A 20,797-nucleotide genomic window follows, 5' to 3' on the forward strand; every position below is an offset into this window, starting at 1 on the left:
CATGATTATATTAGTTTTTACTAACCTTTAAATAACATGGAGAAAGGCGATGAATAAGAACCAAACACGCAACAGGTTAGCGAATTTAGTGCGACTTCGTAGGTCATACAAAGCATCAGACTTTCTGGTGAGTTCTGATGAACTCCGAGTTAAAAAAGATGTGTATAGCTTACGTAAAATCAAACAGTTAGAAATTCGTCAATTGGGTCTTAAAGAAAACGTAATCAATATTGTTTCGTTGGCTTTAGTCCTCTCGGCTGCGACTTGGGCATTCGTGCCTCAGTTCGGTTTACCGATGCTCGCACTGACCTTTATTTTGGCGTTTGTTACATGGCGAAGATATGAGTTGCGTGCAGAGTTTAAAGGAGCCGATGAAACTGGCGACCATTGGGTTTCCGTGGCGCGCGGTTGTACTCGCGAAGAGTTCAAAATTTTGAAAAACGTCGAATTGACGTTACGAGACCAAGTTTCTTAGTAAGCAAGGTGTCGTAATAAGTTAGGTTCAATAATAAACAAGGCTCGTCACTCGTTGGCGAGCTTTTTATTTTCTGAAAAACATAGATAGAGCAGGTTACTTTTGTACGCCAACGACGATGTTGGTAATGGTGATCTTTATGAATTTTAAGTCACGGTACTTATAGTGGTCTTTAGGGCTTTGAATTTAGGGAGAGGGTGGCGGTGAATACGCGAGTAAATAAGAGTTTTTTAACGAGACTTATCCGGCTAGTTGGTTACGCTTTGATTATGGTGTTGAGCTTTAGCCGATTTTCCAATGCTCAAACCATAGAGTTTCCTACTTGTGCACAGAGCGAGGCTTTGAATACAGAGATCCACCTTTATGTTGATGAATCTGTGTTAGCCGAATATTCCAAAGAATTTATAGCCTCTAAAATAGCGACATGGGAAAGCTATTCGAATTTGGTGTTGAAAAACTCATGCATTCCTATGACGAGAAAAGTAACCAAGGTGACTTATAGCTCGGTAATCGATAGCCTCTGGTTTCAAGATTTGAGCGCAGCAGAGAGGCTACTCAAATTATCGATGGAAGAGCCAATTAAAGAAATCACAGAAGACGGTCATCCTGTTTTTTCAGGGGTTGTGTTTTCTAATTATCATTCTGCGTTCGAGTCTCGATATTGTGGTACCTCATCTCCAGTATCCTATTTTTTCTCTTTAGCGATAAACTGCCCAGACTCGACAATGGAACATGAAGTTGGTCATTTGAGTGGTGCTAACCATGACTATAAAACGGTGTTAAAAGATTACGCGACTATTGAACATTTTATCGCTGACAGGTACCCGAAAGCGCCTGCATATTCATTCGGTGCTACATGTGCAGAGAGAGGCACTGTAATGTCTTATGAGCGTGATATTATTCCTGCCTACTCTAGTCCTGAAATTAGAGTGAACGGACAGCAATGTGGAGATAACGCGCATCACAATAATGCGAGAGTGCTTAGAGAGTTCGCACAAGCTTATTTAACCCCATGATTGCCTCGCTGCTAGCCTGCTGTTTTATCGAACGTTATAACGCGTTCAATTCAAAGTGTTTGTCCTGTGATCTTTAAATTTAGAACGAGCGTATTTCTCCCAGTTTATTAAGGAAGAGTATGCACGATGTTATCTAAAGAGAACGAATCAAGAATTATTGAAATGGCGTGGGAAGACCGAACACCGTTTGAAGCAATAGAGCACCAATTTGGTTTAAATGAATCACAAGTGATTCGTTTTATGCGTAGCCATCTCAAGCTTGGCAGTTTTAAGCTGTGGCGTTCACGTGTTTCTGGGCGCTCGACCAAGCACGTAAAACTGCGCAGTTCGGACGTTTCGAGAGGTTATTGTCCGACTCAGTACAAGCACCGCTAGATAGGGACTTATTTAGTCAGTCCAATGACATTTCATTTTGGAATTAGAAAGGTGGCGTAATGCACTGGACGCACAAAGACCCTCGTAATCATCACACTCATGGTTGGTTGAAGCATAACGGGAAAGTATACGAGTAAACACCTCCGAGACTTTCCCCTTCATGGCTATAAAATAAAAAGGAATTTTGATGTTTAAGCTAGAAACTGACAAGTTGATTCTTCGAGATATGACGCCTCAAGATGAGTCTACGTTTGTTGCTATGTCTCAAGACGTAAAGTATCAGCGTTTCTATGACGAAAGTGATTGTGAACCTAACAAATATCGAGAGCTAACTCAGTTGTTTGTTGCACAGGCTTTGGAAGTACCACGCCAGTCTTTTCAACTAGCGGTTGAAAGCAAAGACTCGGGGAAGTTTATTGGAACAGTTTGTTTACGCCTTGAACGCGATAAACAAGCTTCAATGGGCTGTGCTTTCTCGAGGGAAATTCAGGGAAAAGGGCTTTCTATAGAAGCTTCTGAAGCCCTCGCTGATTTTGGTTTCTCAGAGTTAGGCATACACCGTATTTACGCGGAAACCATCAGCAGAAACTTGGCTGCGATTAAATTGTGTCAGGTGCTCGGAATGAGGCAAGAAGCGTATTTCAAGCAACACCGATTTTTTAAAGGAAAGTGGTGGGATACCGTTGTGTTGGCGGTTCTGCGTTCTGAATGGGAAAAGGCATAGCAATGGAAAGTGAAAGGCTCAAATTAACCCCTCCATCATTAAAATACAGCGAAGAGATGTTTGAGGTGATAAATGAGTGCAAGGCCGAGTTTTCCCCATTCTTACCTTGGGTTTCTGATTCTCTAACTAAAGAGCAGCTAGAACTTAACATTCAAGATGCTACCAATAATTTCGCCAACTTTACTGACGAGTTCTGGTTCAATATTATTGAAAAGCAAACAGGGGTATTTATCGGGGCTATTGGTTTTATGATCAGAGACGATACTGTCCCTTACTTTGAAATCGGCTATTGGTTGCGAACATCAAAAACGGGCTTGGGTTACGTGAGTGAAGCTGTCCGAATTATCGAAGAATATGCATTCACTCAAAAAGGTGCGAAAAGAGTCGAAATTAGGATGGCAGGCTCGAATCTTAAAAGTCAGGCCGTGGCCAAACGATGTGGCTATCAACTTGAAGATCGCTTAGCCAATGATCGACGTTTGCCATCAGGAGATATGGACAGCACGCTCGTTTACGCCAAAATAAGTCAGTCTTAAATGTGTGCTGTTGATTCTTAATGTGTGGCACTTTTATTGAGAGAAACCGTAAATTCCCAAGTACTCTGAAAGACCAACATTTAGCGCTTAGTTACCTGGCTCATCGTCTACAGTGACGTCACCATTCATTGAGTTGTAGTTAATGGATACTCCCGGTACGACTCGATAATGATAGATACACTGATCCGTCTGTATATACTCAGCTATGTAGTCGGTTGCTTCTGGTGAATTGAAGCTCGAAACACTAGGTGGATCGAGGAGCAGTGCGCCCCATACCGAAATGCAGTCTTCAGCGTTATCTAATCTTGGAGATTCTTCGGGTAAGTGCCATTGTTGGGCTGGATATCCCCATTCATTGAAGTCAAGCTGGCCGGTCGCGGAGTCATCATAGATAGGGACGTTCGTGGAAGCACCACCACCGTTTGAGGTTAAATTTTTTGAATAGGCAAGATCGACACCTGTTTTAAAAGAAGCGCCAGTGCCTTTCACAACTGCAATATGAGAATCAGTACTTACGTTGAGGAACCTTGGAGCAGCAGTTACGGCGAGTATTCCAAGGATCACAATAACGACAACAAGCTCAATAAGTGTAAAACCGTTCTTTTTCATTTAGCACCTCTTTTAAAGGCCGCTAGTATGCATTATAAGTTACTCTTACCAAGCGCTTTGTTGCGTAATTAAATTTATAGATAGAGCTACCCCATTTCGTGTGTTTCTTAGTCAATACGACAAGTTTCAGGCATACCTAACCCAGTAAGCTTGTTCAACGCTTTTATCATCGCGTAAGTCTCACCCACCTGCGCATTGTAATGTCTTAAGCTCAATCGTCCTCCTAGTAACTGTTTTACTCGATACATCGCTGTTTCTGATAGTGAACGTCTGTGGTACCCATACCGCTCTTTCCAATACTTATTTGAGCCGTATAACTTCTGGCAAACCACGGCGAGGTTTCGAGGATGACCACGCTCCCAGAAGGCTGCCCCTTCTCTTGGGGGAATAAGCGCAATGGCTCCCTTAATCTTAATAGCAGCATGACACAATCTCGTGTCGTAAGCTCCATCACCAGACACCTCAAGGATACTTCGGCGTGTTTGTTTCAGTAAGTTCGGGAGGACTTCTCCATCTGTAACCGTCGATAAACTTAGCTCGGCTGCGATAATTTCATGAGTGCTTGTATCAACGGCAATATGCAGCTTTCGCCAAACTCTACGCTTGCCATCTGTCCCGTGTTTTTTGACTTTCCATTCACCTTCGCCATAAACCTTTAGGCCAGTTGCATCAATGGCCAGGTGCTGTATTGCTCCTCTCGCTTTAGTCTTAAATGAGACCTCAACTTGCTTTGCTCTACGACTGATGCAGGTGTAATGCGGACAACTTAATGGAACATGGGCAAGCCTAAATATTGAGTCGATAAACCCTTGCAGAGCTCTCAGTGGCATAGAAAAAACTCGTTTCACCATGAGCGCTGTCGTGATAGCTAAATCGCTGAACCGACGTGGCCTCCCGCGCTTACTCTGTTTGCTTTGCGCCCACCCGTTTATTGCCTCTTCATCAATCCAAAAGGTCAGAGAGCCACGGTTAATAAGTGATTGGTTGTATTTCTTCCAGTTGGTTGTTTTGTAACGAGGTTTAGGCATAGAGCTACGAGAAGGAGTGAACGTAGCTGATCAGATCGTAGGCTCTTGATTTAGTTCCATTGAATTACGCGACAAAGCCCTTACCAAAGGGAATATCTTCGTTTTAGTGGTAATTTAAATGCTCAATAATGAATGTTGTGATTGAGGTAACTTGTATTTTATAAATCCAATACGCATGGCTTAAGTGCTGTGTATCACACTTTGATATTAATTTTAGTTCTATGAAGGTTTTGCAATTAATGAATATCGTTGAAACGGTAAAGCTTCATCTTTCAGACGTTGGTTATCCAAAGGCTAGTGTTAAAACAGGGCAGGTTCGATCTATATCGGCGCTCGTTTTTAAAACTATTAGAAACAAAGATATCTCCAATGTTTTGTCTTTGTGTACTCAATTGCTAGAAGAGAGGGATTGGGCGTTAGGCGTTATTGCTTACGACTGGGCTTTTAGAGTAAGAAAACAATATTCAAAAGAAACGTTCTTCATATTTGAACAATGGTTATTCCACTACGTTACCGACTGGAATGATTGTGATGACTTCTGCACTCATGCGTTTGGTGAGTTATTGTCTCAATACAATGAGTTGTTCGAGATGACAACTAAATGGGTCGACCATTTTAATTTCGCTGTGCGACGAGCAGCAGCTGTTGTCTTAATTTATCCAATCAATAAGAATAGGTACTCAAGTTTGAACCCCTTTAAAGTGGCTGATTTGTTGATTAAAGATGAACATGATCTTGTGCAAAAAGGCTATGGTTGGATGCTAAAAGTGCTCAGTCAAAAAGAGCCTGAATTGGTTATTCGTTATTTAAAGGCCAAGCATATCGTAATGCCAAGAGTCGCTTTTCGTTACGCGATTGAAAAATTGGATGATAAAGCTAAGCGAGAGTTAATGTCACTTTAACCACTGGTACTCGAAAGCTGCCTTAACCACACTACAGGAGAGAATATGAACGCTCTCAATCAACTTTATCTATCGAATGATCAGATGGCCCGTCTCATATCGTCATCAGAATCCGGTGAGATTTATTAGACCTATTCAAATAGGAAAGCGGTATGCAGGAGAAATCTAGAGGGCTCGATAGAGAAGGGATTATCCAAAATCTTTATTCGCCAAAGAACATAGCGCCAGAATTTCAAGACGTGGTGTCAGCAGTCGTTGATTCGTTGCTAAGAGAGCTCCCAGGTCAAGTTGATGGTATCTACCTGTATGGAAGCGTGCCTAGAGGAACTGCCATTGTTGGTCGCTCTGATTTGGATGTTTCTATCGTACTCGCTACGCCTGTTGGTCAGAGAGAAAAGGAAGTATTTAACCGAATTTCCGACACCATACCCCAAATCTATCACTCAAGTGACTAAGCTTGATATTGATCCAGGATCTCTCTCAGAGGTTCTGCAGCCCAGCGAAGAATTCCATTGGCAGTTTTGGCTCAAGCATTGTTGCTGTTGTATTTGGGGGAATGATTTATCTATAAAGTTTCCACGATATAAGCCCAGTAATGAAATAGCCCAAGCTCTTAATGGCGATTTATCGACTTTTCTTAAGCAAATGACCCTGAGTTTCAAAACAATGACAGATGCGGATGTTGTTAAGGTGATTGGCAAGAAGCTAGTTCGAGCGGCGTATTACTTTGTGGCTGAGAAAGACGGCAGTTGGTACACCAACTTGACCCTATGCGCTGCAGTCGCCAAGCGCTACTACCCAAATCAAAGCGACGATATTGAGCTAGCTTATCAATACGCTCTCGGAAATTTGATATCAAAAACAGAAGCTTTTGAATTGTATGAAAGGCTGAGCAAAGAGCTTGTTGTAAGTTAAGCATTAATACAAGCTAGAAAACAAACTTAGCTGCCGTTATAACGGTTTAAGGAAAATCCGATGGATGTATATGAGTGTGTCTCTTTTATCTTGCTGAACGAATCACAAGTATTGCTAGAAAAGCGTAGTGAGTCTAAGGAGACCGATCCCTGCTTAATCACTATACCTGACGGCCATATTGAACACGGTGAAACCCCGATGTTGGTAGTAATCTTAGCTGTATGATATTGATTTATATGAATTTCATGTATTTAGAGCTGGTGGTTAAGCTCTAATTGGCCTAAAAAACGGTTAAAAAGGTCAATGAAATAGTCAAATAAAATCAATAGATTAGCAACTTGGTACTACTGTATTAGTCCACCCTAAAGTGGGCTTGAAATCGATTCGTTGAATCGTTTTACGCTTCGGGAATCCTTTTCGTTAATTGCTGCGCAAATAGAATGTCACTGAAAAAATCGTGCATAGTTTTTCTACCAGTAGATGAAAAATCTTAATTTTCATGTAGTGAGAAAGGTAAGGAGAACGACATGGCGACGCGTAAAATCAGACCTAGACAATTTATTGATGAGTTTTACCCTGACTCAGGGATATGCAATACCACCATCATAAACTGGATTAAACACGGCAAGCTCAAGGGCACTAGAACGCCAACGGGCCGATATTTAGTCTGTGTTGACGACGAGATAGGGAACCCTGCAGACAGGGTGAGTGAACTTCTAAGATTCTTGGAGTCATAAATGGTTGGTAGAGCTAGAAGCAAAGAAACGGCTCATTATCCTCCATTCTTGGTGAAAATGAGCCATAGGGGGCAATCTCGATTTCGGTTTACGACCGTAGATGGTGTGAAGAAGCTATTTCCTATCGGGACTGTAGAGCAAGAAGCGATACAAGCTGCGCATGTTTACAACTTGCAATATCGTCCTGAGCTAGGAAGCGCATTTTCGCTTTCAGAAATGACCCCATTTCGCAAAGCTGTCTCTAAAGGTCGCAAGGATAAATTCAATCGGCCTTTAAAAGAGTGGCTTCCATTAGTGTTGTCTCGTGTGAAGAAAGAAGAACGTCTTTCCAAAGACGTTTATCGAAATTTGGAGAGGGACTGTTACCGCTTTGATGAGTTTATGAGGCGGTTGCCAACCAAATCGATCAAGTTACAGCACATCAATGAGTTCCTTTCGAAATACTATTCAGAGTTAAGTAATCGCCAGCTCAACAATAAGATCAGTAATCTTAAAAAGGTATTTTCCTACCTTGCCGATGAGAGCGCTATTGAGAGTAATTTTGTACTCAATAAAAAACAGCGTCGATGACCAGAGAAGATTACACCAAAGCTCGCCACGACCTAGATATCGAAAACTACCAAAAGGTCTACGATGCAGCGCCACTGTTTCTTAAGGTCGCAATGAGCTTAACTCTTGAGACGACTCATGCTGTGAGAGAGATCTATAGGCTTCGTTATCGGATATACAAACCACGTGAAGGCGTTTGTGGGATTCTTTGGAACCCTGACAAAGAGGTGGAGTATGTTGACGGGCATGCTGTGTATGGAATGCTTTATGTTCACCGAGAAAAGGTGAAAAAGTCCGATGCTTCCACTGTCGCCATTCCTGTCACTCAGACGATTAAAGACATTGTCGATCTTTCTAAAACATCGAGATTGATTTGTCCTTATATCGTTCATCGTAAACCGAAACAGCAGCAACGTGGCATTTCAAAAGAGACCGACCATCTTTACCAAGTACATCACCACAATATAAGTAAAGAGTTCAGTAAGGTTCGAGATTCATTAGGGCTTTATAGCCACCTAAAGAAATCGTTAAGGCCGACCTATCATGAAATTCGAGGACTAGCTGCTCGAATGATTGAACAGCAAGGGCAGAGTGCTACCGAGCGAATGGCACACGCGAACGCTAAAACAACAAAAATCTATACAGGCACAAGTGACATTATTTGGCACCAAGTACCACCTGTTGAGGTTATGCCGAAAAGTGGCCAGAAGTGATTTGTGTTAGTTCTTTAGTTTTGGAGGAATTCGGAATCCGAATTTGAATCCGCATCGCTTTAAATTGCGTTGTAATTCGGATTCCGAATTATTAGATTAAGGAAATACGACTTGAGTTCCTTCACCACAAGAGCATGCAATTGAGTACGTGTTCTTTTTCTTAGTAAGCGCTCCATAAACCCCGCATTCTAATCGCCTAACACGAATAATAAGATCAAGTCTCCAACCATGAGGAGATTTGAAATGGGAAAACGACACACTAAACAAGAATGGCAAACGCTTATCGAACAATCTGAATCGAGTTCATTGTCAACGATCGCATTCTGTAAGCTCAATGAACTCAATCCCTCAACGTTTTATGCTAAGCGCCAACAACTCAAAAAAGCGGATGTATCTCAAGGCTTTGTCCGAGCAGAGGTCGTCGAAAAGACAACGAAATACCAAGCTCAAATAGCAACCGCTAACATGACCCTTCTCGTCAATGATGTTGAGCTGAGTATTCCTCAAGGCACGCCTGCAACCTACCTAGCAGAGCTCATCGGGGCGCTGTCATGAAACGCATGCTGAGCGCACCAGACATTTATCTGTATCGTGAGAGCGTCGATTTTAGAAAGTCCATCAATGGCCTCGCTGCAATTATCGAAAGTGACACCGATTTACCCTTGGGGAGTGGCGCACTGTTCCTGTTCACCAACAAACAGCGCGACAAAATCAAAGTGTTGTACTGGGATAAAACAGGCTTCGCCCTGTGGTATAAGCGCCTCGAAAAAGCCAAGTACAAGTGGCCATCAAAAGAGAAAAATCAGGTATTTACCTTGACTCAATTTGAGCTTGATAGGCTGCTTTCTGGCTTCACAATTATCGGCCATAAACCTGTCACAATAAACGATTTTACAATGACTTAAACGATAATAAAGCCTTATCCACCAAGCGTTAACGGCACGATTTTAGTATAATCAATGTCATGAAAAAGACACTAAATATCGACCCAGAAAGTCAAGATATTGCCGAGCTACAAGCGATGGTGAAAGCACTGATGCTCTCGAATGAGCAGAAGGAATCACAATGGCAACAAGAGCGTCAATCGCTGCTTGAACAACTCAAGCTTGCCTTCGACCGTCAATTCGCGAAACGCTCGGAGGCGTTAAAGCCTTACGATGAATCTCAAGGAGATCTCTTCAACGAAGTGGAATGTGAAGCCGCTAAGGAAGAAGAGGTTGAGGTCACGACCACGACCACGACCATAACGAAGAAGCGTGGTAAACGTAAACCACTTCCAACGACCTTGCCTCGAGAGGTTATCGAACTCGATTTAGACGACCATGAAAAGCAGTGTTCATGCTGCAATCATAACCTACATAAAATCGGCGAAGACCGCAGTGAGAAATTAGAGTTCACACCAGCAGTGCTTAAAGTGCTGGAATATGTCCGCCCTAAATATGCGTGCCGCGAGTGCGAGAAAACAAAAGACAATAGCCGCATCGTTCAAAAGCCAGCCCCGCAGAGTCTTATCCCTAAGAGCTTCGCGACAGAAAGCTTGCTTGCCAATATCATTCTGGGTAAATACCAATACGCGATGCCACTTTATCGGCAAGAGTCGCTGTTTAATCAGTCGGGTATCGAGCTATCACGCACCACCATGGCAAGGTGGATTATCCAAGTCAGTGAGAAGTTCGAACCTTTATATGAAGCGCTGAAAGACCATCTTCTTCAACAAGTAGTGGTTCAAGCGGATGAAACGCCGCTTAATGTGCTCAAAGAAGAGAAACAGTGTTACATGTGGCTCTACTGCTCGGGCGCCGACTCACCCGAAGCCGCACTACCGAATATGAAAAATATCGCCTTGTACGACTACCAAAACAGTCGAGCGAGGGTGTGCCCTATTGCCTTTTTAGGCAGCTACAACGGTTATCTACAAACCGATGGCTACGCGGCTTATGATGGACTTCATCAAGTGACAAATGTGGGGTGCTTAGCTCATGCTCGGCGAAAGTTCATGGACGCTAAGAAGCTTCAAGGCAAAGGTAAGTCGGGCAAGGCCGATAAGGCGCTGGCTAAAATCCAAAAACTCTACGGGATAGAATCACGTTTAAAAGGTGCGTCTGTCGAAGAAAGAAAAGCAGAGCGTCAAGCGTATGCCAAACCGATACTGGATGAACTTTACGAATGGATGACGACCCAGAAAGTGATAGGCTCTAGTGCACTAGGTAAAGCGATAAAATATACGCTCGGACAATGGCCAAAGCTCATTCGTTATATCGACGATGGTCACTTATCTATCGATAATAATCGCGCTGAACGCGCAATTAAACCGCTGGTCATTGGCAGAAAAAATTGGTTGTTCTCTGACACACCAAACGGTGCTGGTGCGAGCGCGATGCTTTACAGCATCGTCGAGACCGCGAAAGCCAACGGACTTATCCTCTACGACTATCTGGTCAAGTGCATGAAAGAGTTGGCGAAAGCAGAGCCTGATATCGACGCACTCCTACCTTGGAACTTCAAACATTAGTAATATCGCCCCGTGGGTTCATGGGGCGGATACTTTTCTTACTGACTTTAGCTGAATTAGATTGGCAAGAATGGCAACTAATACGCATTGCAGTATTCACCTTACATTGTGGGCAGTAGACGTAATACCCATACTTTCCATACCTCGGCTCGGTCTGCGGGCTTTGACACTTCTTACAATTAAAACCATGCCTTATTTGTGGAACTTTGGCCTTTTCAATTGCTTCTTGAGCTGGAACCAAGTCTACCTTTTCAGTTTCGCTCAATTCTGCGAGATGTTCTTTGGGAGCCGGAGAAGACGTAGGCACATGTTGTTCGTTTAGAAAGTGAACTAGGCGGTACAGTTCATCACGATTAAACGTAGGATTCGGATTTAGTATTGAACCTACGCGGTGTTTTTTGATGAGACTCTTAACGCAGCTACCAATAGATTCGGCTTTAATGAGCTTCTTCGATATATCTTTAGGGATAGAAGTTCGATCGATTAGAGCGTCATTGGATGCGGCACAGAGTTGATCCCAACAGCGACCACCAAAGTACGCTTGTACAAACGCAATTCGGTCTAGCAACGACTTAGCGTTGTCATTTAACAGTGCTTTCAATAGTTTGGTTTGCAACTTAGCTTGCTCGATAGGCGAGGGCATTCCTGTCCAATTCCCTCTTACGGTTCGACTCCATTCGAGTTGATTGTTGACCTTAACCTCACCACGAATCGATTTCGACTCAATAATGATAAATCCTTTGTTATAAAGGACTAAGTGATCGATCTGAGCAGTTTCATTTTTAAACTGTATGCGTAGGTCATTAATAATGAAAACGTCATTTGCATCTCCAAACTCTCTGCGTAAGTAAAACGCGACATCTTGCTCTACTTTTGCGCCAGCTTTCTGTTGAAGACTGTTGTCGATTTTTGAATCTCTATCCTTAGTAATCATTCTTTATTCCTGCTTTTTTATAAAAGCAGTTTACCATGCAGTCTTATTCATATTGATGGTGTGTATGTTTTTGAGACATATGTTCTTTTTCGAACACTGTTATTGATGAAAATTGTGAAATATCTCTTTTCGAAAGCTCGAAGTAGAGAATGGGAAACATGCAAGCCGCTGTTTAATAATGTGTTTGTTAGGCATCCTGTTATTGTACGTGTTAGGGCGTTGTGAGCGCCATGAAAGTTGTAAATAGGCAATGGTGGCTTAACAATAAGAGGTGATACGCAGCCATTGCTGCAGAGAAAAACACACACATAAATTGTTATTGAGCTTTTGGAGTGACTAGAGGCCTCAGCCCTAAGAGCAGGTGATAGTGCCCTGTTTCGTGATTATGAAGTCATTTCAGAATTCGGAATCCGAATTTCATTTATCGTTATTTTACGAATATTCTTGATAATGGGCTAACAACACCATTGGCGCCTCTATCAATGATGTGAGTATAGATTTGCGTTGTCTTCAAATCGGTGTGCCCAAGTTGTTCTTGAACTGTTCTGATATCCGCTCCGCTTTGAAGAAGGTGCGTAGCGAATGAGTGCCTTAAAGTATGACACGAGATGTTTTTCTCAATGTTGGCTTTTTTGCCTGCTACCTTAATGTGTTTTTGAAGCGCAGTTGGATGAATATGGTGTCTACGTAGCTCTCCTGTTTGTAAATCTGGCGACAAACGACTAGAGGGAAAGAGGAATTGCCAATTTAGGCACCTTTCTGCGCTCGGGTATTTTCTAGCGAGAGCTTCAGGTATGTATACACCAGAAAAAACTGTGTCATTCATGTCTTGATGATAGTAACTCGCCGATCTCTGTTGCTGTTGTTTGATAGCGGGGAAAAGCTCTGGTGCTATTGTCACTATGCGGTTTTTCCCTCCTTTCCCTTGCCATACACGTACAGATTTATATGCATAATCGATATCTTGTATACGTAGGCGTAGACACTCCATTAAACGCAACCCTGACCCATACATTAATTGATAAGGTAATTTGTAGTTAGGTGAACAGTGATTGAATAGCCTTCCAATCTCTTCTGGAGTCATGACTGTTGGCAATTTTCGTGATTTATCTGAGCGTCGAAACTGCATATCAAGCTCTATGGGTTCTTGAATAATTTCTTTGTATAAAAAGACTAACGCATTGAGAGCCAGACTTTGCGTTTTCCTCGCCGACTTTTTGTTAACAACCAGATGCGTTAGGAAATCCTCTACATGTCTAGAAGTTAAGCTCTTTGGGTGCTTTTTATCATGATAAAGAATGTATTGGTGAATCCAATAAATGTACGCCTCCGTTGTACGAAGGGCATAGTGCCGTCCAAGCATATATTCTTGTATATACGATAGAAATGGTGATTTTTTCATTAAACTTTAACTGGTTATGCATACATGAGTTTCAGTTTGGCACATCAATTCATGCTATATAGAAAAATTCTGTATTTTGGGATGTAGGAAGGGAGCTATAGTGCTTAAGTTACTGTTAGTTTTCATAAAAACGGGGTATCGTTTACGTCATTGAGATACTAGACAGAATAATTCTGTATTTAAGTGCAGAATTTTTCTGTCTAATATAGCTGTTATGTTGCAAGGAGTTTTATGCAAGTTGTAAATGGACTTTACCCGACACCTGACCAAACAGAGATGTTAAAAAGTGATTGTGATGATAGACCTATCCAATTGGTTAACCTTTTCAAGTTTAAAGAAAAGGCTGTTTATGAAGATGGCAGACTAACTGATCTAACTGGACTGGAAGCTTACCGTTTATATGGACAGCCAATGCTCAAAGTATTAGAGAAACACGGGGCAGAGGTCGTGTTTTTTTCTGAGGTTACTGGTTTAATAATTGGTGAAGTTGATGAGCTTTGGGATGAAATGGTAATTGTTAAATACCCTTCTCGTAAGGCTCTGTTAAAAATGACTTCATCTAACGAATTTCAGGAATTAAGTGTTCATCGTGAAGCCGGATTAGAAGGGCAGTTAAATATCGAGACTCGTATTCCTGAGTAAGCAACATAACAAGTCGTTTAAACGGACAAAAAACAGTTGGCTTTTGTTCGTGCCTCACAAATTGTAGCCAACAATTTTTCGCCGCTTAACGAGGCGTTAAGACTCGCTGTGATTTTTTGGCTATGTAGTTCTGTAATCGGCCACTTCAAGTTTGTCGTGCTTTGAAATTCATGTGGGTCTGTGGCTTTTTAATCTGTGCGCTGTAAAAGCCAGTTTGGGCGTAATCCAAAGTTTAGCGGCTACCGTTTTGAAGCGCGTTTCTAGAACCGGTTGTTTCTGTCTGCTCTCAAATTCTCATCGCACTCGTTGAATCTGGTTTTTTCCGCAGTTCATTATTGAACGCATCAGTTTTGTGGGCGGCTTTTTTGCTCAGTGCATATCGGGTTTCGTGGGTCACCGCTTTTGAATGTTTCGTTTGAAATCGGTATGGTCGTTTAGCGGTGATTTCAGCTTTGTCATCGGCCGTTCACTACAGCGTCAATGCAAAGTCGGTTTTCAAAGCAAGTCTTAACAAACTGCTCAAACGGACAAATAAACGCGTGGCATTTTTGGTTTGGTTGGCTATTGTGTTTACGGTATTAATTTTAAGTTAAGTGGCGGGTTTATTTGCCGCTTAGCAGGGCGTTATGAGCCTAAACTGAAATGTGAAGCTAGCCGAGTAATTACTATCACTATATGAATCTGATTGAGCTAAAGAATAGGCTAGGAAAACTTCAAACTTACAAAATTGATATTCATGCTTGAACGTATAGAAAAAATACTAGACCTCAACAACATCGTATACGACAGCGGTGAAACAAAGATGTACATTAAGCTCGGTGGGTTCTGCTCAAAAGTCAAAATTAGCTACGATTATGCTACCAACAATTACAAAGTAAACTGCAGTGAATTGAGTCTGTTTCTATCTAGCATAGTGTTTTTTTGCATGGCGTTTAATACGCTTCATCAGCCAGACTCAGAGTTGTGGTCAGGATATTTCGCAGGCTTAATGTTCGGTGTAGCTATCGGAAATCTATTTTTCATCATATCTACACACATACAGTTGCTAGATTTACGTGCACAACTTAGACAAGAAGGCATTTACTTAAAACTCGGCTCATAACAAATTGTTCAACTAGATTCCAAAACGCTTGGCACTTTTGTAATGGTCCGCTTTTGTGGTTAAGGTGGTCATATTGGGGTTAGTGGTATAGTTTTGTCACTAGTTAACAAGGCGTTATGCGGTTTCACAAAATCTGAGCTTATGTATCAAGGAGGATATTAAGTGAACGGATATAAGATAAGTACAAACAATAATGATCTAGATATCGAGGTCATCTATCAGTTCATTTCAACAAGTTATTGGGCTCAAGATATCCCCCGGAACACTCTAGCTAAGGCTCTATCGAACTCATTTTGTTTTGGTGTATTTGATAATGCAGGGGCTCAGATCGGCTTTGCTCGCTTAATCACTGATAAAGCAACGTTTGCGTACTTAGCTGATGTTTTCATCTTGGAAGATCATCGAGGTCAAGGGTTGAGCAAATGGCTAGTCGAGACAATAGTTGAACATCCGGAACTGCAAGGGCTAAGACGTATGGTTTTGGCGACTAGAGATGCTCATGGGTTGTATTCACAATATGGTTTTAAAGCCATTGAAAATCCTGAGATGTTAATGCAAATTTGGCATCCAAACGTTTACCGTGAACCAACCGCATAACAAAGCATTTAAGAGTGATTCTCAACGCTTGGCATTTTTCATTCCATCGTTGAGTCTTGTGTTTAAGGTGGTAAGGTTAAGTTCAGTGGTCGCGTTGTTCACACCTTAATGCGGCGTTAGGCTTTTCGGACGAAATAAGTAGAGGTAGTACAATATGTATCCACAAAATGAAATTGTTCCATTTTATAATTCAGCAGGTGCACCACTTTTTTACTTATATAGTAACGGTGAGCACTTTTATCACTATAACGGTACTCCACTCGCATACTTATATAACGATGTTTATGTAGTGTCGTATTCTGGCGAATATTTGGGGTGGCTGTATAACGGTAGCATTATTGATTACAAAACGGGTGAGTATGCATTTTTTACCCAATACAGTAGTGGCGGACCTTCTAGACCTAGTCGTAAATCTCGTCCATCTAGGTCAGCAAAAAGAAGTCGACCTTCTAAATCAAGTCGGAGAAGTCGTCCAACAAAGCCATCTCGAAAAACTTGCTGGAGTGATCGCAGTAATGAGAGTTTTTTTGGTCTTTAAGGGTGGTTAGTACAAGCCTAACAAAGCATTTAAGAGTGATTCCCAACGCTTGGCATTTTTCATTCCCTCGTTGGGTTTTGTGTTTACGGCGCAATGGTTTAGATTTGGTGATAGCGTTGCTCACACCTTAATGCGGCGTTAAGACTCGCTGTGATTTTTTGGCCAGATTGTTCTGTAATCGGCCACTTCACGTTTGTCGTACAGCGAAATTTAGGCGGTTATGTGGCTTAAACGATGTGCGTTGTAAAAGCCAGTTTGGGCGTAATCCCAAGTTCAGCGGTTACCGTTTAAAGTGTGGCACTCGAAACCGTTGTTTCTATCTGCTCACATACTCTCATCGTACTCGTTGAGTTAGATTTCCCCGCAGTTCATTATCGAATGCGTGAGTTCAGTGGGCGGTTTTTTAGCTCAGTGCATATCGGGTTTCGTGGGTCACCGCTTATGAGTGTTTCGTTTGAAATCGGTCTGGTCGTTTGGCGGTGTTGTTGAATTTTGTCATTGGCCGTTCACTACAGTGTCAATCCGAAGTCGGTTTTCAAAGCAAGTCTTAACAAACTGCTCAAACGGACAAATAAACGCGTGGCATTTTTGGTCTGGTTGGCTAAAGTGTTTACGGTATTAATTTTTAAGTTAAGCGGCTGGTTTATTTGCCGCTTAGCAGGGCGTTATGTGCTCGGAGGAAATATGGAAATTCAGAAGGTTCTAAAAACGGATTTAGACGCAGTAACAAGGCTTGTTTCAGAGGTCTCCGCCAAGGATGTACTTCCATTGCTTAATGAACAAGGAAAACAAGAGTATAAGGACAGAGTATTACCTGACCTAGCGTCTACTCTTGATGATGAGAAATTTTCATCAATTAAGGCGGTATCGGGTGGGGAAGTTCTAGGTTTTGCCGCTTTGCGTGGTGGAAATTATCTAACCCATTTGTTTGTTGCAAATTCACAGCAGGGTTCAGGCTTAGGTCGTACTTTATTGAATCATTTGCTTGATCAGACAGACGCTCGTGAAGTTAGCCTACGTTCATCGGTGAATGCTGTTGGTTTTTACAATCGTAATGGTTTCGTAGCAACAGGTGAAGAAGCCGAGTTCAACGGAATTAGGTTCGTACCCATGTCTTTAGTACGCACATAACAAAGCATTTAAGAGTGATTCGCAACGCTTGGCGTTTTCGCTTCGCTCAAGTATAGCCAAGCGTCGCTCACACCTTAATGCGGCGTTATATGTCGCTACCTTTTAGGTTATGTTTTAGTTTTTCATATACGCTTTGATCACTGTTTAACCATGCTGTTTTCGAAGCTTTCTCTAAACTAGAAATGTTTAAAAGTAACCTCGATTGTGCCGTAACTTCGTTTGGTTTACTTGTATTTCATCAATTTGAAAGTTGCGGTGTTTTGGTTTGCTGAATTATTGGTTTTTCCATTTCGTCAGCTAGTTTTTGAATTGATGATTTGTAATATCAAAGGGTGGTTTCATACGTTCGTAAACTGTTTAATTATTAGCTTTAAGTAACTATCGGAGAGTGTTTTCTGCGGAGTTCAAAGTTAATACTTAAGTTACTTTAAATGTTGTTGGTTTGCGTTATTATTCCATTTCGTTATGTACTTGTATTATCAGAGCTTTTAAACTGATCGCGAGCATATAACAAGCACTTTAAACGGAACAAAAACAGTTGGCTACGTTCCGCTTCGCTCCACATTATAGCCAACAATTTTTGTCCGCTTAAGTGGGCGTTAGGCAAATAGGAGTAGATATGGACATCGCGGTACTAACATTTGACGGATTTAATGAACTTGATTCATTTATAGCCGCGGGAATTTTGAACCGAATGAAAGACGCTGGCTGGAATGTACAAATAACGAGTCCATCTCAGTACGTCACTTCAATGAACGGAGTTACAATTCAATCTCAACAGCCTCTAGAATTTGCGAATCAAGCCAACGCTGTATTGTTTGGTAGCGGTGTACTAACGCGTGATATTGCTCAAGACAGAGATATACTTTCTAGGTTAAAGCTAAACCCTGAAACTCAGTTAATTGGTGGACAATGTTCAGGTACTTTGCTCATGTCTTTGCTTGGTTTACTGCATCAAATACCAGCTTGTACCGATTTAACAACGAGACCTTGGGTTGTAGAATCAGGAGTGACTGTTTTAGAGCAGCCATTTTACGCTGATGGCAATCTTGCAACAGCAGGTGGTTGTTTGTCATCAAAGTACTTAGCTGCTTGGGTTATTAGTAAGTTGTCGAGTAGGGGGGATGCTGAATCAGCAATTCATTATGTCGCGCCAGTCGGTGAAAAAGAAAGCACGGTTCAGCACTGTATGTCAGTAGTCGGTGCATATCTGTAAAATTTGCCTAACAAACTGTTCAAGAGGGATTCGCAACGCGCGGCATTTTCACTATGCGTTGGTTTTAGTGTTTAAGGCGGTATGCGGCGACTTCGGTATTGCGTTGCTCACCCCTTAACAGGGCGTTGATATGACCCCCACTGTCAATTAAAACGTAGAAGTTTCTGCTCCCACATTTCAGAGCCTTTTGTTTATTTTGAGATAGTGTTAACGCATAGATGAAGCAAGTAATTTCGTCGGTTCTCATGCTGATATACGTGGATTACTCATCGCGAGATGAGCAGCGCCTACCTTACTTATTTCGTCGTGGCACCTGTCTTCAGTCTATGCTCGTGGTTCAATAAAGCGCGAGCTTTATTGCCATCCTAACGCCGTCGGTGTTTGTGCCACACCCGATGCTCTATCCAATGCGTTAACACTAATTCTTTTCTCATACAGGCAGCCTTGCAATCCGTGTTTTTGGTTCGACTGCGCTAACGACCACCTCTCTTGCGATAGCCCAGATATACGCGATCATTTCTCTTGCGATAGCGGCGACGACAACGTTTCGATGTTTGCCTTTTTGTAGTAATCGTTGATAGCGGCGACATAATCGTTGCTGAGCATGCCAAGCAATATCGACAATTTCTTTGGGCAGTCCTTCTTGTCGCAGTTGCAGTTCGACGGAGATATTAGCTTTGTGCTTATAAGTATGTGCGCCCTCAATAAGCAACCGTCGTGCTCGACTGTTTCCGCATTTGGTGAGGCTCCCTCGCTTCGTTTTACCGCCACTGGAGCTTTCAGTCGGTACGAGGCCAACATAAGCCATAAGTTTTCTGGGATGGTCGAAGCGACGTAGGTCGCCGAGCTCGGCAATGGTGCCGAGAGCAACAAGGAGTCGCACCCCCCGCATAGCTTGAATGGCTTTGACAACAGGGTAGTAACGCCAGTTTTTGACTTGGTGTAATAACTCGTTATCTAACCGTTGTAATCTTTGCATCCGCTCACTGATGGTGATGATCATTTCTTGCAATACAATCTGTTGGCTGTGATGGGGAAGAATGAGGTCGGTTAGCCACCGTAGATGCTTTTTAGACCAGTTATCATTCACCGTCGCTTGTACATTATTACGTAGAAGAAAGCCTTTGAGTTGGAATTTTGCATCTTTAAGATCTTTCATCGCGGTTTCTCGAGCCCTTGATAAATCTCTTATCGCCTCGTCTTCAGATTCAGGCACATAAATAGGCGTAAGCTCTTCAGCCTTAAAAAGCTTGGCAAGTTTTGCAGCATCCCTCTTATCTGTTTTGACTCTATCCCCTGATTTCTTTGGAATAAGGGAAGGAGCGATGACACAGCAGCAGTGGCCAAGGCTGGTGAGCAATCGGTATGTCCAGTATCCACATGGCCCAGCCTCGTAGACAAAATGGAGGGTGGCTTTTGGATATTTAGATTGCAGTTGTTGTGTGAGTTTAATGAGGGCGGACTTGTTAGACTTTATCCGTCCCAAATGTTCAGGTGTAGCCCCGCGTTGCTCTTGCAAGACGGCGACTTGGATAAATGACTTATGCGTATCTAAGCCAATGAAAATTATGCTATCGTTATTCATGCTAGCCTCCAAATTTAGTTGTTTGAACACACTAATTATGGCTCTGGCTTTACGCTAACCCACGAAATTGGAGGCTAGCACCTCGTGGGGGTCATTATGTCTAGGCATTAATCGTTAGATTCTCAAATTTAGCTGATACAATACCCTTTATTTTCAATGTAGCAGAGTTTGTAAGTATGGATATTGACAAGTTAACTCGAAAAGAATTGATTGAGTTAAATAACCGAATCGTAGCTCGCTTGGAACGCCTAGATGAACTTGAAATTGAGGCTAAAAGGCAACAGTTCATAATTGGTTCTCCAGCGGAATTTGTTGATGGTAAAGGCATAGTTCATGTCTGTGTTGTTGTTAAGTTCAATAAAAAGACAATATCAGTGTCAACTGTAAATGGTGAGCGTTGGAACATTCCAGCAGATCGGCTGCGCCCGTTGGCAAATGCCTAACAAGCAATTTAAGAGGGATTCACAACGCTTGGCATTTTTGCTTTTACTTCAAATTTAGTGTTTATGGCACAATGCGTTAAGTTGGGTGGAGGCGTTGTTCACCCCTTAATTGGGCG

At 42.2% G+C, this 20,797-nt stretch carries 21 protein-coding genes and 4 pseudogenes; 20 read left to right on the forward strand and 5 right to left on the reverse strand.

What is annotated here, in order from left to right:
- Positions 1 to 49: 49 nt before the first annotated feature.
- The 6 genes and pseudogenes from AC3CH3_RS05870 (at position 50) to AC3CH3_RS05895 (ending at position 3,126) form a co-directional block, all read left to right on the forward strand.
- Positions 50 to 475 (forward strand): hypothetical protein, encoded by a 426-nt coding sequence (locus AC3CH3_RS05870; protein WP_488537945.1) that lies wholly within the window; start codon positions 50 to 52, stop codon positions 473 to 475.
- A gap of 203 nt (positions 476 to 678) precedes the next feature.
- The gene (locus AC3CH3_RS05875; protein WP_488537946.1) at positions 679 to 1,491 is read left to right on the forward strand and encodes a hypothetical protein; all 813 of its coding nucleotides are present in this window, start codon (positions 679 to 681) and stop codon (positions 1,489 to 1,491) included.
- Positions 1,492 to 1,617: 126 nt separating this feature from the next.
- Positions 1,618 to 1,866 carry a TIGR03643 family protein gene (locus tag AC3CH3_RS05880; RefSeq protein WP_488537947.1) on the forward strand — a complete coding sequence of 83 codons (249 nt, stop codon included), beginning with the start codon at positions 1,618 to 1,620 and terminating at the stop codon, positions 1,864 to 1,866.
- 47 nt (positions 1,867 to 1,913) lie between these two features.
- Positions 1,914 to 2,003, forward strand: a pseudogene (locus AC3CH3_RS05885) (DUF3465 domain-containing protein); the annotation flags it as partial.
- A 50-nt stretch (positions 2,004 to 2,053) separates the two neighbouring features.
- A complete protein-coding gene (locus AC3CH3_RS05890) occupies positions 2,054 to 2,590 on the forward strand; it encodes a GNAT family N-acetyltransferase (RefSeq protein WP_488537948.1) in 537 nt (178 codons plus the stop codon).
- Positions 2,591 to 2,592: 2 nt separating this feature from the next.
- On the forward strand, positions 2,593 to 3,126 hold the full coding sequence (locus AC3CH3_RS05895; protein WP_488537949.1) for a GNAT family N-acetyltransferase: 534 nt from the start codon (positions 2,593 to 2,595) through the stop codon (positions 3,124 to 3,126).
- Between the two features lie 87 nt (positions 3,127 to 3,213).
- Here AC3CH3_RS05895 and AC3CH3_RS05900 read toward each other — a convergent pair whose 3' ends face one another.
- Positions 3,214 to 3,735: a type II secretion system protein gene (locus tag AC3CH3_RS05900; protein ID WP_488537950.1), complete on the reverse strand. Its 522-nt coding sequence runs from the start codon at positions 3,733 to 3,735 to the stop codon at positions 3,214 to 3,216.
- A gap of 107 nt (positions 3,736 to 3,842) precedes the next feature.
- On the reverse strand, positions 3,843 to 4,763 hold the full coding sequence (locus tag AC3CH3_RS05905) for an IS5 family transposase (protein ID WP_488537951.1): 921 nt from the start codon (positions 4,761 to 4,763) through the stop codon (positions 3,843 to 3,845).
- A 239-nt stretch (positions 4,764 to 5,002) separates the two neighbouring features.
- On the opposite strand from AC3CH3_RS05905, the gene AC3CH3_RS05910 reads away from it, so the two are divergent.
- From AC3CH3_RS05910 to tnpC, 8 genes and pseudogenes are all read left to right on the forward strand, one after another.
- Complete coding sequence (locus tag AC3CH3_RS05910; protein ID WP_488537952.1) at positions 5,003 to 5,665, forward strand: DNA alkylation repair protein; 663 nt, start codon at positions 5,003 to 5,005, stop codon at positions 5,663 to 5,665.
- Positions 5,666 to 5,817: 152 nt separating this feature from the next.
- Positions 5,818 to 6,580, forward strand: a pseudogene (locus AC3CH3_RS05915) (nucleotidyltransferase domain-containing protein).
- Positions 6,581 to 6,640: 60 nt separating this feature from the next.
- Positions 6,641 to 6,772: pseudogene (locus tag AC3CH3_RS05920) on the forward strand (NTP pyrophosphohydrolase); the annotation flags it as partial.
- A gap of 335 nt (positions 6,773 to 7,107) precedes the next feature.
- Positions 7,108 to 7,317 carry a MerR family transcriptional regulator gene (locus tag AC3CH3_RS05925; protein WP_488537953.1) on the forward strand — a complete coding sequence of 70 codons (210 nt, stop codon included), beginning with the start codon at positions 7,108 to 7,110 and terminating at the stop codon, positions 7,315 to 7,317.
- Positions 7,318 to 8,579 (forward strand): annotated as a pseudogene (locus AC3CH3_RS05930) (site-specific integrase). It begins immediately after the preceding gene.
- A 243-nt stretch (positions 8,580 to 8,822) separates the two neighbouring features.
- On the forward strand, positions 8,823 to 9,134 hold the full coding sequence (gene tnpA, locus AC3CH3_RS05935; protein WP_488537056.1) for an IS66 family insertion sequence element accessory protein TnpA: 312 nt from the start codon (positions 8,823 to 8,825) through the stop codon (positions 9,132 to 9,134).
- Positions 9,131 to 9,484: an IS66 family insertion sequence element accessory protein TnpB gene (tnpB, locus tag AC3CH3_RS05940; RefSeq protein WP_261893880.1), complete on the forward strand. Its 354-nt coding sequence runs from the start codon at positions 9,131 to 9,133 to the stop codon at positions 9,482 to 9,484. Before tnpA ends, tnpB begins: the two co-directional genes overlap by 4 nt.
- A gap of 59 nt (positions 9,485 to 9,543) precedes the next feature.
- Positions 9,544 to 11,091, forward strand: a complete 1,548-nt coding sequence (gene tnpC, locus AC3CH3_RS05945; protein ID WP_488537954.1) for an IS66 family transposase — start codon at positions 9,544 to 9,546, stop codon at positions 11,089 to 11,091.
- Here the strand turns inward: tnpC and AC3CH3_RS05950 are convergent.
- Both AC3CH3_RS05950 and AC3CH3_RS05955 read right to left on the reverse strand, forming a co-directional pair.
- On the reverse strand, positions 11,081 to 12,025 hold the full coding sequence (locus AC3CH3_RS05950; RefSeq protein WP_488537955.1) for a nuclease-related domain-containing protein: 945 nt from the start codon (positions 12,023 to 12,025) through the stop codon (positions 11,081 to 11,083). The two genes, tnpC and AC3CH3_RS05950, sit on opposite strands and share 11 nt — an antisense overlap.
- Before the next feature lie 427 nt (positions 12,026 to 12,452).
- Positions 12,453 to 13,427 (reverse strand): integron integrase, encoded by a 975-nt coding sequence (locus tag AC3CH3_RS05955; RefSeq protein WP_488537956.1) that lies wholly within the window; start codon positions 13,425 to 13,427, stop codon positions 12,453 to 12,455.
- A 231-nt stretch (positions 13,428 to 13,658) separates the two neighbouring features.
- Between AC3CH3_RS05955 and AC3CH3_RS05960 the strand changes: the two genes are divergently transcribed.
- The 5 genes from AC3CH3_RS05960 (at position 13,659) to AC3CH3_RS05980 (ending at position 18,653) form a co-directional block, all read left to right on the forward strand.
- Complete coding sequence (locus AC3CH3_RS05960; RefSeq protein ID WP_102286336.1) at positions 13,659 to 14,069, forward strand: DUF1330 domain-containing protein; 411 nt, start codon at positions 13,659 to 13,661, stop codon at positions 14,067 to 14,069.
- Positions 14,070 to 15,333: 1,264 nt separating this feature from the next.
- Positions 15,334 to 15,768 (forward strand): GNAT family N-acetyltransferase, encoded by a 435-nt coding sequence (locus AC3CH3_RS05965; protein ID WP_488537957.1) that lies wholly within the window; start codon positions 15,334 to 15,336, stop codon positions 15,766 to 15,768.
- A gap of 154 nt (positions 15,769 to 15,922) precedes the next feature.
- A complete protein-coding gene (locus tag AC3CH3_RS05970; protein WP_488537958.1) occupies positions 15,923 to 16,306 on the forward strand; it encodes a 4-fold beta flower protein in 384 nt (127 codons plus the stop codon).
- 684 nt (positions 16,307 to 16,990) lie between these two features.
- Positions 16,991 to 17,437, forward strand: coding sequence for a GNAT family N-acetyltransferase (locus AC3CH3_RS05975; RefSeq protein ID WP_150878564.1), 447 nt, complete (start codon positions 16,991 to 16,993; stop codon positions 17,435 to 17,437).
- A 619-nt stretch (positions 17,438 to 18,056) separates the two neighbouring features.
- Positions 18,057 to 18,653, forward strand: coding sequence for a DJ-1/PfpI family protein (locus AC3CH3_RS05980; RefSeq protein WP_488537959.1), 597 nt, complete (start codon positions 18,057 to 18,059; stop codon positions 18,651 to 18,653).
- 430 nt (positions 18,654 to 19,083) lie between these two features.
- On the opposite strand, the gene AC3CH3_RS05985 is transcribed toward AC3CH3_RS05980, so the two are convergent.
- The gene (locus tag AC3CH3_RS05985) at positions 19,084 to 20,238 is read right to left on the reverse strand and encodes an IS110 family RNA-guided transposase (RefSeq protein WP_102461521.1); all 1,155 of its coding nucleotides are present in this window, start codon (positions 20,236 to 20,238) and stop codon (positions 19,084 to 19,086) included.
- Between the two features lie 176 nt (positions 20,239 to 20,414).
- Here AC3CH3_RS05985 and AC3CH3_RS05990 point away from each other — a divergent pair, with 176 nt between their 5' ends.
- The gene (locus tag AC3CH3_RS05990) at positions 20,415 to 20,681 is read left to right on the forward strand and encodes a hypothetical protein (protein WP_488537960.1); all 267 of its coding nucleotides are present in this window, start codon (positions 20,415 to 20,417) and stop codon (positions 20,679 to 20,681) included.
- The last annotated feature ends 116 nt before the right edge of the window (positions 20,682 to 20,797 follow it).

This window comes from Vibrio sp. QJM3NY_35 (assembly GCF_057785915.1).

What these genes read in the sequence shown, in the direction of transcription:
- AC3CH3_RS05980 (WP_488537959.1), top strand. Translation starts at nt 18,057, where the DNA reads ATGGACATCGCGGTACTAACATTTGACGGATTTAATGAACTTGATTCA.
- AC3CH3_RS05950 (WP_488537955.1), bottom strand. Translation starts at nt 12,025, where the DNA reads ATGATTACTAAGGATAGAGATTCAAAAATCGACAACAGTCTTCAACAG.
- AC3CH3_RS05870 (WP_488537945.1), top strand. Translation starts at nt 50, where the DNA reads ATGAATAAGAACCAAACACGCAACAGGTTAGCGAATTTAGTGCGACTT.
- AC3CH3_RS05880 (WP_488537947.1), top strand. Translation starts at nt 1,618, where the DNA reads ATGTTATCTAAAGAGAACGAATCAAGAATTATTGAAATGGCGTGGGAA.
- AC3CH3_RS05985 (WP_102461521.1), bottom strand. Translation starts at nt 20,238, where the DNA reads ATGAATAACGATAGCATAATTTTCATTGGCTTAGATACGCATAAGTCA.
- AC3CH3_RS05905 (WP_488537951.1), bottom strand. Translation starts at nt 4,763, where the DNA reads ATGCCTAAACCTCGTTACAAAACAACCAACTGGAAGAAATACAACCAA.
- AC3CH3_RS05895 (WP_488537949.1), top strand. Translation starts at nt 2,593, where the DNA reads ATGGAAAGTGAAAGGCTCAAATTAACCCCTCCATCATTAAAATACAGC.
- AC3CH3_RS05970 (WP_488537958.1), top strand. Translation starts at nt 15,923, where the DNA reads ATGTATCCACAAAATGAAATTGTTCCATTTTATAATTCAGCAGGTGCA.
- AC3CH3_RS05925 (WP_488537953.1), top strand. Translation starts at nt 7,108, where the DNA reads ATGGCGACGCGTAAAATCAGACCTAGACAATTTATTGATGAGTTTTAC.
- tnpA (WP_488537056.1), top strand. Translation starts at nt 8,823, where the DNA reads ATGGGAAAACGACACACTAAACAAGAATGGCAAACGCTTATCGAACAA.
- AC3CH3_RS05910 (WP_488537952.1), top strand. Translation starts at nt 5,003, where the DNA reads ATGAATATCGTTGAAACGGTAAAGCTTCATCTTTCAGACGTTGGTTAT.
- AC3CH3_RS05975 (WP_150878564.1), top strand. Translation starts at nt 16,991, where the DNA reads ATGGAAATTCAGAAGGTTCTAAAAACGGATTTAGACGCAGTAACAAGG.
- tnpB (WP_261893880.1), top strand. Translation starts at nt 9,131, where the DNA reads ATGAAACGCATGCTGAGCGCACCAGACATTTATCTGTATCGTGAGAGC.
- tnpC (WP_488537954.1), top strand. Translation starts at nt 9,544, where the DNA reads ATGAAAAAGACACTAAATATCGACCCAGAAAGTCAAGATATTGCCGAG.
- AC3CH3_RS05890 (WP_488537948.1), top strand. Translation starts at nt 2,054, where the DNA reads ATGTTTAAGCTAGAAACTGACAAGTTGATTCTTCGAGATATGACGCCT.
- AC3CH3_RS05955 (WP_488537956.1), bottom strand. Translation starts at nt 13,427, where the DNA reads ATGAAAAAATCACCATTTCTATCGTATATACAAGAATATATGCTTGGA.
- AC3CH3_RS05900 (WP_488537950.1), bottom strand. Translation starts at nt 3,735, where the DNA reads ATGAAAAAGAACGGTTTTACACTTATTGAGCTTGTTGTCGTTATTGTG.
- AC3CH3_RS05960 (WP_102286336.1), top strand. Translation starts at nt 13,659, where the DNA reads ATGCAAGTTGTAAATGGACTTTACCCGACACCTGACCAAACAGAGATG.
- AC3CH3_RS05990 (WP_488537960.1), top strand. Translation starts at nt 20,415, where the DNA reads ATGGATATTGACAAGTTAACTCGAAAAGAATTGATTGAGTTAAATAAC.